The organism is Ensifer sp. LC163 (assembly GCF_001695855.1).
Classification (GTDB): Bacteria; Pseudomonadota; Alphaproteobacteria; order Rhizobiales; family Rhizobiaceae; genus Ensifer.
Genome location: NZ_MBSS01000012.1, coordinates 267,279 through 284,118, shown reverse-complemented (window position 1 = coordinate 284,118; position 16,840 = coordinate 267,279). Strand labels below are relative to the sequence as shown.

Annotated in this window: 16 protein-coding genes and 1 pseudogene; 9 read left to right on the top strand and 8 right to left on the bottom strand. The window is 63.9% G+C overall.

Annotated elements, in window-relative coordinates; genetic code table 11:
- Positions 1-8 precede the first annotated feature (8 nt).
- On the bottom strand, positions 9-746 hold the full coding sequence (locus BC360_RS11235) for a L,D-transpeptidase (RefSeq protein ID WP_065795223.1): 738 nt from the start codon (positions 744-746) through the stop codon (positions 9-11).
- 236 nt (positions 747-982) lie between these two features.
- On the opposite strand from BC360_RS11235, the gene recO reads away from it, so the two are divergent.
- The 5 genes from recO to BC360_RS11210 all read left to right on the top strand — a co-directional run bounded on the left by recO (position 983) and on the right by BC360_RS11210 (position 6,944).
- The gene (gene recO, locus BC360_RS11230) at positions 983-1,729 is read left to right on the top strand and encodes a DNA repair protein RecO (RefSeq protein WP_065795566.1); all 747 of its coding nucleotides are present in this window, start codon (positions 983-985) and stop codon (positions 1,727-1,729) included.
- Between the two features lie 64 nt (positions 1,730-1,793).
- Positions 1,794-2,303: a PaaI family thioesterase gene (locus tag BC360_RS11225; protein ID WP_065795222.1), complete on the top strand. Its 510-nt coding sequence runs from the start codon at positions 1,794-1,796 to the stop codon at positions 2,301-2,303.
- Between the two features lie 204 nt (positions 2,304-2,507).
- Positions 2,508-5,327, top strand: coding sequence for a DUF2339 domain-containing protein (locus BC360_RS11220; protein ID WP_065795221.1), 2,820 nt, complete (start codon positions 2,508-2,510; stop codon positions 5,325-5,327).
- 9 nt (positions 5,328-5,336) lie between these two features.
- Positions 5,337-5,993, top strand: a complete 657-nt coding sequence (locus BC360_RS11215; protein WP_065795220.1) for an HD domain-containing protein — start codon at positions 5,337-5,339, stop codon at positions 5,991-5,993.
- Between the two features lie 99 nt (positions 5,994-6,092).
- Positions 6,093-6,944 (top strand): MOSC domain-containing protein, encoded by an 852-nt coding sequence (locus tag BC360_RS11210; RefSeq protein WP_065795219.1) that lies wholly within the window; start codon positions 6,093-6,095, stop codon positions 6,942-6,944.
- Between the two features lie 29 nt (positions 6,945-6,973).
- Here the strand turns inward: BC360_RS11210 and BC360_RS31460 are convergent.
- A pseudogene (locus tag BC360_RS31460) lies at positions 6,974-7,123 on the bottom strand (phytanoyl-CoA dioxygenase); the annotation flags it as partial.
- Positions 7,124-7,318: 195 nt separating this feature from the next.
- On the opposite strand from BC360_RS31460, the gene BC360_RS11205 reads away from it, so the two are divergent.
- The 4 genes from BC360_RS11205 (at position 7,319) to nadC (ending at position 12,425) form a co-directional block, all read left to right on the top strand.
- Positions 7,319-8,557 (top strand): MFS transporter, encoded by a 1,239-nt coding sequence (locus tag BC360_RS11205; protein WP_065795218.1) that lies wholly within the window; start codon positions 7,319-7,321, stop codon positions 8,555-8,557.
- 170 nt (positions 8,558-8,727) lie between these two features.
- Entirely contained in the window at positions 8,728-9,807 is a 1,080-nt protein-coding gene (nadA, locus tag BC360_RS11200; protein ID WP_065795217.1) for a quinolinate synthase NadA, read from the top strand.
- A 55-nt stretch (positions 9,808-9,862) separates the two neighbouring features.
- The gene (locus BC360_RS11195) at positions 9,863-11,461 is read left to right on the top strand and encodes an L-aspartate oxidase (RefSeq protein ID WP_065795216.1); all 1,599 of its coding nucleotides are present in this window, start codon (positions 9,863-9,865) and stop codon (positions 11,459-11,461) included.
- 55 nt (positions 11,462-11,516) lie between these two features.
- On the top strand, positions 11,517-12,425 hold the full coding sequence (gene nadC, locus BC360_RS11190; protein WP_065795565.1) for a carboxylating nicotinate-nucleotide diphosphorylase: 909 nt from the start codon (positions 11,517-11,519) through the stop codon (positions 12,423-12,425).
- Between the two features lie 97 nt (positions 12,426-12,522).
- Here nadC and BC360_RS11185 read toward each other — a convergent pair whose 3' ends face one another.
- The 6 genes from BC360_RS11185 to BC360_RS11160 all read right to left on the bottom strand — a co-directional run bounded on the left by BC360_RS11185 (position 12,523) and on the right by BC360_RS11160 (position 16,832).
- A complete protein-coding gene (locus BC360_RS11185; RefSeq protein ID WP_065787284.1) occupies positions 12,523-12,771 on the bottom strand; it encodes a hypothetical protein in 249 nt (82 codons plus the stop codon).
- A gap of 245 nt (positions 12,772-13,016) precedes the next feature.
- Positions 13,017-14,012: an NUDIX hydrolase gene (locus BC360_RS11180; protein ID WP_065795215.1), complete on the bottom strand. Its 996-nt coding sequence runs from the start codon at positions 14,010-14,012 to the stop codon at positions 13,017-13,019.
- Positions 13,999-14,538, bottom strand: coding sequence for a tyrosine phosphatase family protein (locus BC360_RS11175; RefSeq protein WP_065787282.1), 540 nt, complete (start codon positions 14,536-14,538; stop codon positions 13,999-14,001). The genes BC360_RS11180 and BC360_RS11175 overlap by 14 nt, the downstream gene beginning before the upstream one ends.
- 1 nt (position 14,539) lies before the next feature.
- Complete coding sequence (locus tag BC360_RS11170; RefSeq protein WP_065795214.1) at positions 14,540-15,148, bottom strand: YfbR-like 5'-deoxynucleotidase; 609 nt, start codon at positions 15,146-15,148, stop codon at positions 14,540-14,542.
- The gene (locus tag BC360_RS11165) at positions 15,145-15,990 is read right to left on the bottom strand and encodes a YgfZ/GcvT domain-containing protein (protein ID WP_065795213.1); all 846 of its coding nucleotides are present in this window, start codon (positions 15,988-15,990) and stop codon (positions 15,145-15,147) included. Before BC360_RS11165 ends, BC360_RS11170 begins: the two co-directional genes overlap by 4 nt.
- A 71-nt stretch (positions 15,991-16,061) precedes the next feature.
- The gene (locus tag BC360_RS11160; protein ID WP_065795212.1) at positions 16,062-16,832 is read right to left on the bottom strand and encodes a hypothetical protein; all 771 of its coding nucleotides are present in this window, start codon (positions 16,830-16,832) and stop codon (positions 16,062-16,064) included.
- Between the last annotated feature and the right edge of the window lie 8 nt (positions 16,833-16,840).

Genomic DNA, 16,840 nt, shown 5'->3' with positions numbered 1-16,840 from the left:
GCGCCGGGTCAGTAGGCCAGCGGCTCGCCGGCGTTTGCCGGCGTCGACATCGGGGCGAGCGTCGCGCTCATCGGCGCTTCCGCCTGCAGCACGACGACGCGCGAATCCGTCGGCACGCGGCTGTAAAGGTCGATGATATCTGGGTTGAAGAGCCGGATGCAGCCGCTCGAAACCGCCTTGCCGATCGACCAGGCCTCGGTGGTGCCGTGGATGCGGAACAAGGTGTCGCGATCGCCCTGGAAGAGATAGAGCGCCCGGGGCCCAAGCGGATTGCGCACGCCCGGCTCCATGCCGCCGGCGAGCGGGCCGTAGCGCTCCGGTTCGCGCGCGACCATGCTGGAGGTCGGTGTCCAGCGCGGCCATTCGGCCTTGCGGCCGATCCGGGCTTCGCCTTCGAACTCCAGGCCGGCCTTGCCGACGCCGATGCCGTAGCGCATCGCCATGCCGCTGTCCTGGACTAGGTAGAGGAAACGATTCTGCGTGTCGATCACGATCGTGCCCGGCGGCTCGTGGGTCGCGTAAGCGACCTGCTGGCGCAGATAGCGCTGGTCGACCTTGCTGATATCGATGGCGTCGAGCGGAAACTTTTCTTCCGGCTTCGGCCCGTAGATCGCGACATAGTAGGGATCGGGTCCCTTCGGCTTCGCCGGTCCGCCGCTGGTCACGCAGCCTGCGAGCGTGGACGTGGCAAGAAGAAGGGCGAAGAGCTGCGCCAAGCGACCGGCGCTGTTCCGGGACACACACATAATCGGGTCAATGTTCCTGCTGATTGCATTTCGGGAAGGAGCGGACGTTGCCGCCGTGTATCGCCGTTCTAACGCCGAACATGGCCCCGGGGAGGCGCGAGCATGGCGAAATTGAGGCAATCGGCGAGTGTAGCCGAAAGGCGACAGTTCGCATGACGGCACGAAAGCGCTTCATCCCGATGCCGTGTGGGCATCATCGCTTGATCCGCTTTCCGTCGCGGGTGTATGCCTTTTTCATGCAATGGAGCGATCAGGGCATCATTCTCGGGATCAGGCGGCACGGCGAAAGCTCGGCCATCGCCGAAGTCATGACTGCGTCCCGGGGTCGGCATCTCGGCATGGTGCGGTCCGGCCGTTCGCGGGCCATGCAGCCTGTCCTTCAGCCGGGAAATACCGTCGAACTGACCTGGCGGGCACGGCTTGATGAGCATATGGGCGAGTTTCGCATCGAACCGCTCGAGCTCCGGGCGGCGCGGCTGATGGAGACGGCTACATCAGTCTATGGCATCCAGGCGCTTGGCGCGTTGCTGCGCCTGCTGCCGGAGCGCGATCCGTATCCCCATCTCTATGAGGCGCTGGCCGTCATCGTCGATCACCTGGAAGATCCGGCCGACGCTGGTGAGCTGTTCGTGCGCTTCGAGCTGGCGGTGTTGAACGATCTCGGCTTTGGGCTCGATCTCACCGAATGCGCGGCGACCGGCGCGCGCGACGATCTGGCCTATGTCTCGCCGAAGTCTGGCCGCGCTGTCTGCCGCGCGGCGGGAATGGCCTATGCCGACCGCATGCTCGTGCTGCCGGAATTTCTCGCCGTCGAGGCACGAAGTGCGGCCGACTATGACAGCCTTGCCGCAGCCTTCCGTCTGACGGCCTTCTTTCTCAACCGCCATGTCTATGAACCGCGCGGCCTCAAGGTTTCGTCCGCGCGTGATGGTTTCGTCAACGCGGCACTGAAGGCATTGAGGCCTTCCTCTTCCGCTGCATGATCTGCAGCGCAGCGCGTCCAATGGGGCGCGTAAAGGGAGCTGTGACACCCCAAAGGAGTTTTCTATGTTTCAAGAGCTTTTCCCAGGCATGCCCGTATCCAGCATCGGTGTGCTTCCGCTGGATCGGGTCGCGCGCGATGGCGGGCTCAAGGTCATGCAGGATCTGTTGAAGGGCGACCTGCCGGCGCCGCCGATGTCGGCGACGCTCAAGTTCGGCCTGACCGAGGTCGAGGAGGGCCGGGTGGTCTTCAAGGGGCTGCCGACCGATGAGCATCTCAATCCGCTCGGAACCGTGCATGGCGGCTGGACGGCGACGGTGATGGATTCGGCGCTCGGGTGCGCGGTCTTCACTATGCTGAAGCCGGGCGAAGCCTATACCACCGTCGAATTCAAGGTGCACCTGGTGCGGCCCTTGCTGCCCGGCATGGGCGAAGTCTTCTGCGAGGGCAAGATCGTTCACCGTGGCCGAACCATCGCCACATCGGAGGCCTGGTTGCGCGATGCTGGCGGCAAGCTTCTGGCGCATGGAACGGAGACCTGTGCGATTTTCCCGATCGACAATCTGCGCCGATAACGACCGGTCGCACCGCCCTTCCTTCGACACGACAACGATCGTCGGCCGCCCATGCTCGCCTGTCGCGATGCCTGCGCATTGCGCGAATGAAAGTTATACATTTCCGCGAAGAGATCGCGGTTCTCAACCGTCTATGCATTGGGTGGTCGCGCAAAAATCTGTATGGTCGCGGTCGGCCTGCGAATATTGCCGCCAGGGGAAAACATGATTGAAGTTATTGCCTTAGTCGCTTTTGCTCTGGCGCTCTCCGCCTTTTTCGGCGGCAGGAAGACAGCAGAGCGGTTGGACAGCGAAGTCGCCGCGCTCAAGAAGGAGATCGCGCGGTTGACCGCGACGGTCGGCCTCGCACCGCCGGAAGGCGATGTCGCGTCGGAGCGGGCTGCCGGCATTGCTGAACGGTCCGCCGATGCGGCGATCGACGATGACGAAGGCGTCGAAGGGCTGTCGGCGAGTGCTCGCGAAGGGGCGAGGATCTTCGGCGATGCCGAACCGGCTGGGGCCGAAACCGCATCTGATGTGGCGGCGAGCGTCGAGGCGACCACCGCCGACACGAGACAGCCGCGGCAGGCTGAAAGTCTGGAAAGCCGTCTCGGCGCTCGCTGGGCAGTCTGGGTCGGTGGCGTCGCGCTGGCGCTCGGTGGCGTATTCATGGTCAAGTACTCGATCGACGCCGGCCTTCTGAGCCCCGCCGTCCGGCTGACGCTGGCGGCGTTCTTCGGCCTGCTCTTGGCCGTTGCCGGCGAGGTCATTCGCCGCCGCGCGGTGCCTGTTATCGCCAACGAATTCCAGAATGCGATGATCCCCGGCATTCTGACTGCCGCCGGCGCCGTCACGCTCTTCGGCGTCGCCTACGCGGCCTATGACATCTATGGCTTCATCGGCACGGCGACGGCCTTCGTGCTGTTGGCGATGATTTCGCTTGCAACCGTCGGCCTGTCGCTCCTGCATGGGCAGGCGCTGGCTGGTCTCGGCCTGCTCGCCTCGCTGATCACGCCGTTGCTGGTATCGAGCGATGAGCCGCGCCCCTGGGTTCTCTTCGGCTTCCTGTCGGTCGTCTGGCTGGCGACGCTGCTGGCGTCGCGGTTGCGGCGTTGGATGGTGGTGCCGACGCTCGCCAATGTCGGCATCGGTCTTTGGGGGCTTGCCTATGTCACCGCCGTATCGCCCTTCGACGCGCTGCCGGTCGCCTTTGCGCTGCTGGTGATGATCCTGGGCGTCGGGTTGGTCTGGCCGGGTGCGGCGGACACGGATATGCCCGAAGAACCGTTGCCTGAGATGACACGCCCGCTTGCCGTCGCAGGCCCCTGGGAGAAACTCTTCACGCCGGCCTATGCCGCGATCAGCGTTTCCGCCGCCATCGCCGCGACCGTGCTTGCGCTGATCTTCATCAGCCCGGCCGTCAGCGCGGTGAACTACCCCGTCAAGGAGTTTTTCGTCGTGGTCGCGGCCCTGGCCGCGCTCGGCGCATGGCGGACCAATGCCGTCTATCCGGCCCTGCTGTCTGCCCTCGGCGCGATCGCCGGCATCGCCAGCCTGACGGCGCTGAGCGGTGTGCTTGCCTATCTCGATTCCTCGCTCTCCGGCGTTGCGCCCGAGATCGGTCTGCCGAGCCGGACCGCGACACTGACGGCGTTGCTGCTGGCAACGCTGTTCGTGCTGTTCGGTGCGTTCGTGCTCGCCCGCCGCCTGCGAGAACACCCGCAGTTCGCCATCCTCTGGGCCGGCATTGCCGCCGTCGTCCCGGTTGCTCTCACCACGATGTCGTTCCTGATGACCGGCAACTACGCCTTCGATCTGCCGCACGGCCTTTTCGCGCTCGTCGTCGGTGGTGGTCTGCTGGCACTTGCCGATTGGCTCTATCGCCGTGATGGCGAAACGCAAGGTCTGGATATCGCCGCGAGCCTTCTCGTCGGCGGTTCCTTCGCGCTCTTCGTCATTGCCTTGCACGCCTGGACCGATGGTCTCGTCACCACTCTGGCGATCGCGCTGCTTGGAACCGCCTATGCCGCAGCGACCCGCGTTCGGGCTTGGCCGATCCTGCCCTGGATGACGGGTGCTGCGGCGATCGTCGTTCTCGGCCGCGTCGGCTGGGAGCCGACGATCGTCGGTGCGGAAAGCCTCGGCACCACGCCGGTATTTAACGCGCTGTTGCCGGGCTATGGCATTCCCGCCCTGCTGCTTGTCGCTGCCGCCTATCTCGTCCGATCCTGGCCGGATGTGCGCGTGCGCAACCTGCTGCAGGCCCTGGCGAGCCTCTTCGTGCTGTTGACGCTGGCGATCCTCGTTCGCCATGCCATGAACGGCGGCGTGCTCGACGGTGCCGTGCCGACGCTTGGCGAGCAGTCGATCTATACGTTGCTGGCGATCGGCGCTTCGGGTGTGTTCATGACGCTCGACATGAAGTCGCCAAGCCCTGTCTTCCGCTATGGCGGCATGGGGCTCGGCGTGTTGTCGATGCTCTCGGTTCTCTCAGCGCATCTCTTCGGGCTCAATCCCTACTTCAGTGGCGAGCTCTTGGGGGCCATCCCGTTCTTCGACCTGCTTCTGATCGGCTATCTGCTGCCAGGCATCGGCTATGCCGGCCTGGCCTGGTATGCGCGCGGCAAGCGCCCGCTGCCCTATGTCATGGCGCTCGCCGTCAGCGGCGCGATCCTCGCTTTCGCATGGGCAACGCTTTCGGTCCGCCGCCTCTGGCAGGGGGAGAACGTCGTGGACTGGAAAGGCTTCCTGCAGGGCGAGACCTACACCTATTCGGTCGTCTGGCTGGTGCTCGGCGTCCTGTTGCTGGTGCTTGGCTCGCGCTTCAATGCCAAGAGCATTCGCATCGCCTCGGCCGTGCTCGTCTTCATCGCCGTCCTGAAGGTCTTCCTGATCGACATGTCCAATCTCGAAGGCTTCCTGCGTGCGCTCTCCTTCATCGGGCTCGGCGGCGTCTTGATCGGCATCGGGCTGTTCTACCAGAAGATCCTTTCGGGCGTCGGCGTGACGCGGCAGCCGCCTGCCGCGCCGACCCAGCCGCATTAGGAACCGATCATGACTCGTAATTCTGCACTGGCGGCGGCATTCGCGCCGCACGGCGAACTCGCCGGCGTTCTCCTGCCGCACGCTTTTGCGGCGGACGACGGTTCACACGATGCATCCCACCTGATACGCGTCTGGAAGAACGCCGCCCGGATCCATGCCGAAGAGGGCGGCGACGAAGACGTGCTTGCCGCGGCCGTGCTGCTGCATGATTGTGTTTCTGTCGAAAAGAACTCGCCGCATCGCACACAGGCCTCCAGGCTTGCGGCCGAGAAAGCGGCCGGCATCCTGCGGGATCTCGGTTGGTCGGCGGGAGACATATCGTCCGTGGCCCATGCGATCCTCACTCACAGCTTTTCCGCCAACATCGCGCCTGAGACGATCGAGGCGAGGATTCTGCAGGATGCCGACCGGCTGGATGCAATCGGTATGGTCGGGGCTGCCCGCTGCTTCTATATCGCCGGGCGCATGGGCAGCGGCCTCTACGATCCGCTCGACCCGCTGGCCGAGGATCGGGAACTCGACGACAAGGCCTTTGCCATCGATCATTTCGAGACCAAGCTGTTCAAGCTGGCCGATGGATTTCAGACGGCTGCCGGTCGCAGGCTGGCGCTCGAACGCCAGCAACGGCTGCGCGATGTGCTTGCCATGATGCTGGATGAAATCTAATACCAGCGCAGGTTGGTATAAGCATTTCAATCCATTGCCGCCGTCCGGTGAATCAGATCGCCAACGGCCTGAATCAATTTCTGAACGGGGAGCGTTTCGATGAAGGTGACCGGACTGAACATTCATCCGCTGAAGAGCGGCCGAGCGATCCCGCTTGAAACGATCACCGTCAACCTTGATGGCTTCGAGGGCGACCGTCGTTTCATGCTCGTTGAGCCGGATGGGCGCTTCATCACCCAGCGCGAACTGCAGGTGCTGGCGCAGGTCGAGGCAAGCGACATCGATGGCGGTGTGCGTCTGACGATGGGTGACAAGGCGCTTTCGGTGCGCTTCGATCCCGACCAGCGGCTCGACGTTCGGGTCTGGGCAAGCGACGTCGATGCGGCGGTGGCCGACGATGTGGCAAACGAGACGCTGTCGGGCTGGTTCGGCCGGCCCGTCAAGCTTGCCCATATGGACGCGTCGGCGGAGCGCTTCGTCGGTGCCGAATGGGCCGGAACGGCAGCGCCCGTCGGTTTTGCCGATGGCTTTCCGCTGCTGATCACCACCACAGGCTCCCTTGCCGATCTAAATCGTACGCTGGTGGAGAAAGGGCAGGAGCCCGTCGGAATGGACCGTTTCCGCACTAACATCCTGCTCGATTGCGACGAGGCTTGGGACGAGGATTTCTGGGAGAGCCTGGAGATCGGCGGCATCCGCTTCGATTTCGTCAAGCCCTGCGCCCGCTGCATCATGACCACCCAGGACCAGATTACCGGCGAGCGCATCGGCGGCAATCCGATCCAGGGCCTAGCTGAAAAGCGCATGTCGGCCGACCGTCGCGTGGCGGGCGTACTGTTCGGTTGGAATGTCGTGCCGCGCGGCGAGGGCACATTGAAGCTCGGCGACGAGGCCCGGATTATTGGCCGGCGCCAGGAGCGTTGGCCGATGAAGGTGCGCGCCTCCGCCTGAGAAGGCGGAAGCCGCTTATAGTCTCTGTCTCAGAACCAGGGCGTGACGCCGAGCAGCTTCGCCCCGAGGTCTGACAGGTTGGCGGGTGTGGCGTTGTGCTTCTCCCATTCGCGCGGGTCGCCGGGAAAAGCGTCGCGTTTCGGATGGTCGAGCTCCCGCCAGAGCCGCACGCGCTCTTCGCTCGATCGCCAATTTCAACCGCCAGTTCAAGGCCCAGAAAAGTATGACCCCACGCCAGTTTCGCCAACGGTTTCTCAGGGCCAGATGAGGGGCTTCCCGCCCTATCAATTCCGGTGATCGCGTCGTCAATTTAATTGGCTTTTATCTGTTTTAGCTGCCGCGTAGGATCGCCGCACCTCAATTGGAGAAGATCCATGTCCGTTGTATCCGGTGCAGCCGCACCGTCGAGCGCCCGCCGGGAAATGCCCTGGTTGATCATTGCGGCAGGCTCGATCGTTGCGATGCTCACCTTCGGTCCGCGCTCGGCGATGGGCTTCTTCCAGTTGCCGATGCTGGCTGAGACCGGCTGGGACCGCACGACCTTCGGTCTGGCAATGGCGTTGCAGAACCTCTGCTGGGGGCTGAGCCAGCCCTTCTTCGGCGCGATCGCAGACAAATTCGGCACCTGGCGCGTACTGACCATGTCGGGGCTTCTCTACGCCTCGGGCCTGTTCATCATGGCGCATGCCAATGCGCCGATCTGGTTGCACGTCGGCGGAGGTGTCCTGATCGGCATGGCCGTCGGCTCCGGCTCGTTCGGCATTCTGCTGTCCGCATTCGCCCGCAACGTCACGCCGCATCAGCGCTCCATGGCCTTCGGCATCTGTACGGCGGCGGGTTCGGCCGGCATGTTCCTGTTTGCGCCGCTGAGCCAGGGGCTGATCTCCGCCTATGGCTGGTCCGACAGCCTTGTCTATCTCGGCGTGCTGATGTTGCTCGTGCCGCTCTTTGCCATTCCGTTGCGTGGAAACTCGTCCTCCGGCATCCAGTCCGAAGCGCAGTACAAGCAGTCGATCGGCGAGGCGCTGAAGGAAGCGCTTGGTCACAAGAGCTATCTCCTGCTGGTCTCGGGCTTTTTCGTCTGCGGCTATCAGGTGGCCTTCATCACCGCGCATTTTCCCGCCTATATCGGCGACATCGGCATCGACGCCCGTTATGCGGTGATCGCGCTGGCGCTGATCGGGTTCTTCAACATCATCGGCTCGCTGTCGGCCGGCTTCATTGGCCAGCATTATTCCAAGCCCTATTTCCTGGCACTGATCTACATTGCCCGGTCGGTCGCCGTCACCGCATTCCTGCTGCTGCCGCAATCGCCGACCTCGGTCATTATCTTTGCGATCGTCATGGGCTTGCTCTGGCTTTCGACCGTGCCGCCGACCAACGCGCTCGTTGTCGTCATGTTCGGCACGCGCCATCTTGGCCTGCTCGGCGGCATCGTCTTTCTCTCGCACCAGGTGGGCTCGTTCCTGGGCGTCTGGATGGGTGGCTACCTCTACGACCACTTCGGCTCCTATGATCCGGTGTGGTGGCTGGGCGTGGCGCTCGGCCTGTTTGCCGCCGTCGTTCATTGGCCGATCGAAGAGAAAGCCGTTCCCCGGCCGGCCATGGCCTGAAGTCAATTCAAGAACGGAACGTCGGGAAATGCGACGTTCCGTTCTTGAAATCTGTCACAAAACTTTCTAAATCAACCCATGCGGCGTTGCCGCTTTTGTTTTGGTTCAATTATGCTCAATTTGAGCATAATTGATGAGTCGCCCGAGAGAGGGGCGGAGAGGAGATCTCGATGACGCGCCTTGATTCCCGCACGCAAGCCGTGGCGAACCCGGTTCTTGCAAGCGCAGCCCAGCGCTTCGGCATCATCGAAAGACCCGAACTTGCCTTTACGCCGGCGGTCGCGAGCGAGACCGAGCACCTCTACGAGAAGGTGAAGGACTTCATCCCGGCGATCGAGTGGCCGGTCTATGCGCCTTACGTTCACGCCGTCAACCGGCTGAAGAAAGAACGCAACGCCGTCATCCTCGCGCACAACTACCAGACCCCGGATATCTTCCATTGCGTCGCCGACATCGTCGGCGACTCGCTGCAGCTTGCGCGTGACGCCAGCAAGGTCGATGCCGAGATCATCATCCAGTGCGGCGTTCACTTCATGGCCGAGACCTCCAAGCTGTTGAGCCCGGAAAAGACGGTGCTGATCCCGGACGGCAAGGCCGGCTGCTCGCTGTCGGAATCGATCACCGGGGCGGACGTGCGGTTGCTGAAGCAGCGCTACCCCGGTGTTCCCGTCGTTACCTATGTCAACACCTCCGCCGACGTGAAGGCCGAGACGGACATCTGCTGCACTTCTTCGAACGTGCTTGCGGTCGTTGAGAGCTTCGCATCGGACACGGTGCTGTGCATCCCGGACGAATATCTGGCCATGAATGTCGCGCGCCAGACCAACAAGAAGATCCTGACCTGGAAGGGGCACTGCGAGGTGCACGAGCGCTTCACGGCCGCCGAACTGCTGGCCTACAAGGAAGCCAATCCGGGCATCGAAATCATCGGCCATCCCGAGTGCCACCCGGATGTGATCGCCGTCTGCGATTTCGCCGGCTCGACATCCGGCATGATCAACTACGTCAAGGACAATCGCCCCTCGAAGGTGCTGCTCGTCACCGAATGCTCGATGGCGTCGAACATCCAGGCCGAGATCGAGGGCGTCGAGTTCGTCAAGCCCTGCAACCTCTGTCCGCATATGAAGCGCATCACGCTGCCGAAGATCCTCGACAGCCTGCTCAGCATGACGGAAGAGGTTCTGGTCGATCCGGCGATCGCCGATCGGGCCCGCCTTGCAGTCGAACGCATGGTCAACCTCAAGCAATAACACCTGCCGGCCGAAAGGCCCGGCATACAAGCATGCGCTGGAGGAGAGCCGCACCATGCTGAGAGATCATTTTCGCCCGCAATCCTTCAATGGGATTGACGATATCGTCATCGTCGGCGGCGGCCTTGCAGGCCTCTTCTGCGCGCTGAAGCTCAGCCCCCGGCCGGTTACCATTCTCGCCGCCGCGCCGATCGGCCACGGCGCCTCGTCCGCCTGGGCGCAGGGCGGTATCGCCGCGGCGATGAGCCCAGGCGACACCTTCGAAAAGCATGTCGCCGACACGTTGACGGCGGGCGCCGGCATCGTCGACGAGAAGATGACGCGCATGATGGTGGCCGAAGGCCCGGCGCGCATCCATGACCTGCTGGAATATGGCGTTCCCTTCGACCGCGACCTCGAAGGCAAGTTGATCCTGTCGCGCGAAGCCGCCCATTCCGAGCGCCGCATCGTGCGCGTCAAGGGCGACATGGCCGGCAAGGCGATCATGGAAGCGCTGATTACGGCCGTGCGCAACACCCCGTCGATCCGCGTGATCGAAGGCTATGTGGTCGAAGAGCTGGTGCGTGAAGGTCGCTTCATCTCCGGCGTCATCGCCAGGCCGGATGCCGGCCAGTCGAAGAAGCGCGTTTCGTTCCCGGCGCGGGCCGTGGTTCTGTGCTCCGGTGGCATCGGCCACCTCTATGCGGTGACGACCAACCCTTGGGAAGCCTGCGGCCAGGGTCTCGGCATGGCGGCACGGGCAGGGGCGATCATCGCCGATCCGGAATTCGTCCAGTTCCACCCGACCGCCATCAACATCGGCAAGGACCCGGCGCCGCTTGCGACCGAGGCATTGCGCGGCGATGGCGCCCTGCTCATCAATGCGGCCGGGCGCCGCTTCATGCTCGACATTCACCCGGACGGCGAGCTTGCCCCGCGCGACATCGTTTCGCGCGGCGTGTTCGCCGAGGTTCAGGCCGGGCGCGGCGCGTTTCTTGATTGCACCAAGGCGGTCGGCAAGCATTTCCCGGAGATGTTCCCGACGGTCTACGCCTCCTGCATCGGTGCCGGCATCAATCCGGTAACGCAACCGATCCCGGTCGTGCCGGCGGTGCACTACCATATGGGCGGCGTCCTCACCGATGCCGAGGGCCGCACCTCGATCGACGGCCTTTGGGCAGGGGGCGAAGTGACGTCGACCGGCGTGCACGGCGCCAATCGCCTCGCTTCCAATTCGCTGCTTGAAGCGGTGGTCTTTGCGGCCCGCATCGCGGAAAACATCAAGGGTACCCTGCCGACGCCGCAGCTCACCCAATGGGGCGACAATGCCGGCGAAAACGACGACCCGGTTACGGTCGAAGACAGCCCGCAGCTCACGGTCCTGCGTGGGCTGATGAGCGAATGCGTCGGCGTCATCAGGACGCGCGAAAGCCTGCAGCGGGCGATCCGCGAAATCTCGGCGCTCGAGCGCGACAATGCGCGCATGCGCTTCACCAACATCCTCACCACCGCCAAGCTGATCGCGGTTGGCGCCCTTCGCCGCGCCGAGAGCCGCGGCGGCCACTACCGCGCCGATTGCCCGTCGGAGCAGCCGGAATGGCGTCGCCGCACCTACCTGACGCTTTCCGAGGCGAACCGCGTGGCGGCTGAACTCACGGAAACCGAAACGGCCTGACCGTGACGTCGTCATGGCCGCCGCAGTTGAGAATACAAACAGGAACAACGACCAGATGACTGCAGCCCTTCGCCCCGAACTGCCCGCCCTGATGGTCGAGGATCAGGTGCGCGCCGCTTTGCTCGAAGATCTCGGCCGCGCCGGCGACATTACGACCCTGTCGACGATCGGGCCGGAATTGACGGCAACAGCCGGCATGAACGCGCGCGATCCCGGGGTGATTGCCGGGCTCGAACTCGCGCGCACGGCGTTCCGGCTCGTCGATCCGTCCATCGTCTTCGAGGCTCTGGTCACCGACGGCGACCGTGTGGCGCCGGGAACCGCGATTGCCCGTATCTCCGGTCGTGCCCGCGGGTTGCTCTCGGCCGAGCGCGTCGGCCTGAACTTCCTCATGCATCTCTCGGGCATTGCCACCTATACGGCGAAGTTCGCCGACGAAATCGCCCATACGCGCGCGAAGATCTGCTGCACCCGCAAGACGATCCCGGGACTGCGTGCGCTGGAGAAATACGCCGTGCGCCTCGGCGGTGGCTCCAACCATCGCTACGGCCTCGACGACGCGGTGCTGATCAAGGACAACCACATCGCCGTCTCCGGCGGCGTTGCCGGCGCCGTGCACGCGGCCCGCGCCTATTGCGGTCATCTGGTCAAGATCGAGATCGAAGTCGATGGTCTCAACCAGATGCGCGAGGCGCTGACCGCTGCACCCGACGTCATCCTGCTCGACAACATGGGGCCGGAGCGCCTGCGCGAAGCCGTGGCGGTCAATGCCGCCCATTGGCAGCTTGGCAGCGATGCCTACGCCGCCGATCCACGGCGCACGCGCCTCGAAGCCTCCGGCAACGTCAAGATCGACACGGTCCGCGCCATCGCCGAGACCGGCGTCGACTATATCTCGACCTCCAAGATCACCATGGCTGCGCCGACGCTCGACATCGGGTTGGACGTTGCGATCAAACGCTAAAGTCCCGCGGCAAAGCTTGAAGCGCCCCGGGCAAATCCATGAATCGATTCCGGTTTAAGGCATTGTCCAGTGACCGCCCGCGCAGCCGAAACCGGCGCTAGCGTTGCTGGATGAAGGGGCAGACGACGCGCTGGTCGATGGTGATCTCCGTGCCGCAGTCATAGCGACAGATCTTGAACTGTCCTCGCCTATCCTCGCCATTGAGGTTGCAGATCGTCACCCCGGGCTGGCCGCCGCCAGTCGGGCTGTTTTTGAAATAGTCGGGAATCGCCTTGTTCCCCTGTGGGTTCGGCACGAGAGGCTGTTCGGTCAGCAGGCTGGTGAGCAGCGCAAGCGCAAGCAGCATGTGTTCTTCCTTCGAGCATTTCCAGGAAAAGTGCGGAGCGTTCTTCCGTCGGGAAATGCGTGAAAACAAGGGGTTAGAGCTTTTCTATGACTCTCTTTCACCCTGGCCGGAACATAGCCGGCACGCTATCCAATCGAAGCAATGTAGCGCGTATGTGTCGAAATGTTAGGCGTGAACCCGCACTTTAAACCGCGCCAGCCATTCGATCGCCAGCATAGCGCTCTGATCGCTCCCGCTGAAGCGTTTTATGCAGAAGATGAGCGGCCGCCCACCTTGAGGCCGGGTGCCGGCCGTTCGTCAAGGATCTGGCGACGGAAGCGGAAGAGTGCGGCTGGCCTTCCGCCGGTCGACGCCAGCGTCATGCCGGTCGGCTCGACCAGCTCCGCACCTTCGACAAGCCGTCTGAAATTCTGTTTGTGCAGGTGTCGGCCGGAAATGGCCTCTACCGTCGCCTGCAGATCGGTGAGGGTGAATTCGGGCGGCATCAGTTCGAAGATGACCGGCCTATATTTGATCTTGCCGCGCAGCCGGGCGATCGCAGTTGCGACGATGCGGCGGTGGTCGTGGCGCATCGCCTGCCCGGCGGCGGGGCTGTCCTGCTCCCGGCTGCGGCCGTCGATAACCGCTTCGTGCACGAGACCGGCCTCGTAGAGCAGTTCGTAGCGCTCCAGCACCCGCTCCTCGTCCCACGGGAAATCGCCGAGACCGAAGGCAAGACGGATGCGCGCGCGTCGCTGGGCGCCTGGCGCCATGCGTTCGTCATCGGATGTGCCAAGCTCCCACCGCGACAGCGCCGGTAAAATCATCTGGTCGAGGATGACGGGCCGGCCCTGGCGCCAGTCCTCCCACGGCAGGTAACCGTACCAGTCGCGCCAATGTGCACCGGCTTCGGCCAGCCGCTCGGTGTTTTCGGTATCGGTTCGCGTCAAGGCGAGATAGCCGACCGAGACCATGTGCTTGCCCTCTTCGCTCGGCAGCCGCTGCCGTCCACGGTCGCCGAAGGTGTAGAGCTGCTCGATATAGCCGAGCTTGAGCGCCGTGCGCTTTTCCACGCGGTCGCGCAGGCTGGTCTCGAAGGTGCGGTGGCGTGCGGGATCGAAGGGGCCGAAGGGCAGGCTGTCCCGTGCGTCGCCATCAGCCTCGTTGATCGCCAGAATGCGCGGGCTGCGGTTGACGACGGCAACGATGGCCGCGTTGAGACCGATTTCGACGGTGACCGCCTGCATCTCAGTCGCCAACATGGGCTCCTTCGGCAACAAGCGGCAGCATGAACGGAACATTGCCGTCGGTATCGGCGCCGCGGCCGATCGAGCGCACGGCAGCGACGAGCCGCCCGCCACGGGATAAGACGGCGTCACCGATTTCGACAAGCCGTGTGTTCGGCGTCGCATAGGGCGAGGCCAGCCTCAACCGCTCCACCAGTTGCCGGTCGTCCTGCTCGGGTTCCACCGCAAGCGCGGCGATCAGGGCAGCGGCCGGCGACCGGGAAACGCCCATCCAGCAATGAACGAGCATCGGCCGCGTGCGGTCCCAGCCCTTGGCGAAATCGATGATCTGCTGGACGTGCTCTTCCTGCGGGGCGATGAGCCCGCCGGTGCCGGCAAAGCTGATATCGTTCATCCCCAGTGTCAGGTGCCGTGCCTTGGAGATGACCGCCGGGCGGTGGAAATCCTGGCCCTTGGCGACAAGGCTCAGCATTTCCGTGCAGCCGTGGCGAACGGCCATTTCGGCGATGCGGGCAAGGGGCGATACGACGATCCGCGGCATCTCAGGCATCCACCTTCGCAGCGGCGCGTTCCGCCTCGAGCTTAGCAAAACGCTCGGTAAACAGACGCTGGGCCTCGATTGCCGGCAAGGGGTCGATCAGCAGGCTGTCGCGGGTGATGCCGCGCGGCTGCCCGAAAAACTTTCGCGCTTCTTCTGTCGCGAAGCCGGCAAGCGCTGTCGCTTCGAAATAGGCGGCGATATGGTCTGCCTTCTTGATCCGGTCCTTCAGTTCCTTCGAGCAATGGGCAGGCAGACCGAAGCGCAAATGGATGGCGCTTTCCAACCGTTTCTCGACCAGCTTGTAGCCACCGCCGACCACGGCCTTGAAGGGAGAGATCATGTCGCCGATCACATATTCCGGTGCATCGTGCAGCAGCGCCATCAGGCAATCGTCGGCGTTGCACTTGTAGCTCCGGCGAAAGATATCCTCGACGATGAGGCTGTGCTGGGCGACGGAGAAGGCGTGGTCGCCGGCCGTCTGGCCGTTCCACCGAGCGACGCGGGCAAGACCGTGGGCGATGTCGCTGATCTCGACATCGAGCGGCGACGGGTCGAGCAGATCGAGCCGCCGTCCGGAAAGCATGCGTTGCCAGGCACGCGCCGAGGTCACGCGCTTGCCTCGTCGGCGGTGGTTGGGAAGGCAAGCCCGGTCCACTCCGGTAGCGTCAACGTCACGGGCACGTCGCCTGCGAGAAGGTCGACGCCGTTGGCCATCGCTTCGCCGGCCTTGTCGATACGCACGATCGCCAAGGCCGACGTGTCACGCACCGTGCCGAGCGTGCCGATCGGCTTGCCGTCTGCCGTTATCGCCGTGCCGGTTGGGGGGAGCGCCGCTGCACCGGCGACGATCACCACGCGGCGGCGCGGCGTGCCGCGATGCTGCATGCGCGAGACGACTTCCTGGCCGACATAGCAGCCCTTGCGGAAGGACAGCGCATCATTCTTGTCCATCAGCACATCATGCGGGAAGGCGTCCTGCAGTGCGTAGTCGGGACCGGAAACGGCAATGCCGGAGGCAATGCGCAGTTGCTCGAGGTCGGCAGCCGACGTCGTGTCCGCTTCGGTCCCTCCATAGGAACGCAACACCGTAGCACCGGCCTTCGCGAAGCGGTGATCGCGGTAACCGTCGGCCTGCGGTTCGTCGAAGGCGATGATGGTGGGGGTCGAGGTGTCGAGCGACAGGACCACGGCAGAGCGCAGCTTGTACATCGTCAGCCGCTTCAGGAGGGCCTCGGCCTGGTCGGCAGCGGTTTCCAGCCGCAAGCCTTCGCCGTCACGGGAAATCATGAAATCGAACAGGATCTTGCCCTGCGGCGTCAGCAGCGCGCCGGGCCTAGCCTCGTCAGGGGCGAGGGCATCGAGATCGGTGGTGATCAACCCCTGGAGAAGATCTTCCGCATCCTTGCCGGAAACGGAGACGATCGCGCGGTCGTCGAGGCGAACTCTGGGCATGGCTCGAATCCTGTTCACATTGCCGAACAGGTAGGATGTTCAGGGATGAACGGCAAGCGTATCGCCGCCGCTCAGTCGCCGGCGATGAAAAATTTCCACTTCCCGTCGGGCATGATGCCGACGCGATAGAAGTTGTAGCTGCCGAATTCTTCCATGTCGGCGAAATCGCCCGCCGTCACCAGTCGGAAGAGGTCCACTTTTTCGGGGGCGGTCAGCGAGGACAGCGGCTTTTCGGCGAAATAGGGCCAGACATAGGCTTCCTGCGGCGTACCCTTGTCGACCTGCACGAAGCCGGTCGAAAGCACGTCGAGCAGGATCGCCAGGATCTCGACGCCGTCCTGGTCGCCCGACAGGCTTTTCAGGGCTGCGATCGGATCCTCGTCGGCGCTGACACCGGTGACCTGGGTCTGTGTCGGGCCTTTGCCGAGAAGCGGCCGCAGCCGCTCGATGTCGCCGGAGGCGGCCGCCTCGACGATCAACTCGCGCATGCGCGCCACGGGCGCCGGTATCTTGGAAACGTCGCTCAGCACTTCGATGGGGTCGACCGTCTTCGGCTCTTCGGCGGCCGGTTCGTCCTTCGTCGCTGTCGCCGACTTGTTGATCAGCGGGTCCGGCATCGGGATTTCGAGCGGGATCTTTTCTTCCTGATCCGGTTCGTCATCCACAGGCGCGGCTGACGGAGGGGTGGCGTTCTGGTCGCTCGCGATTGCATTGGGCGCCTCTTGCAATTCGCTGAGCGCAAATGCGGGCGACGTCATAACCGGAACGCTCAGCGCGACACCGGCCAGAAGCAGCGTAACAAGGCGAACCGGAGAGGTCCGGTTTGCATGGTTCCGGCTCATAAGGGCAG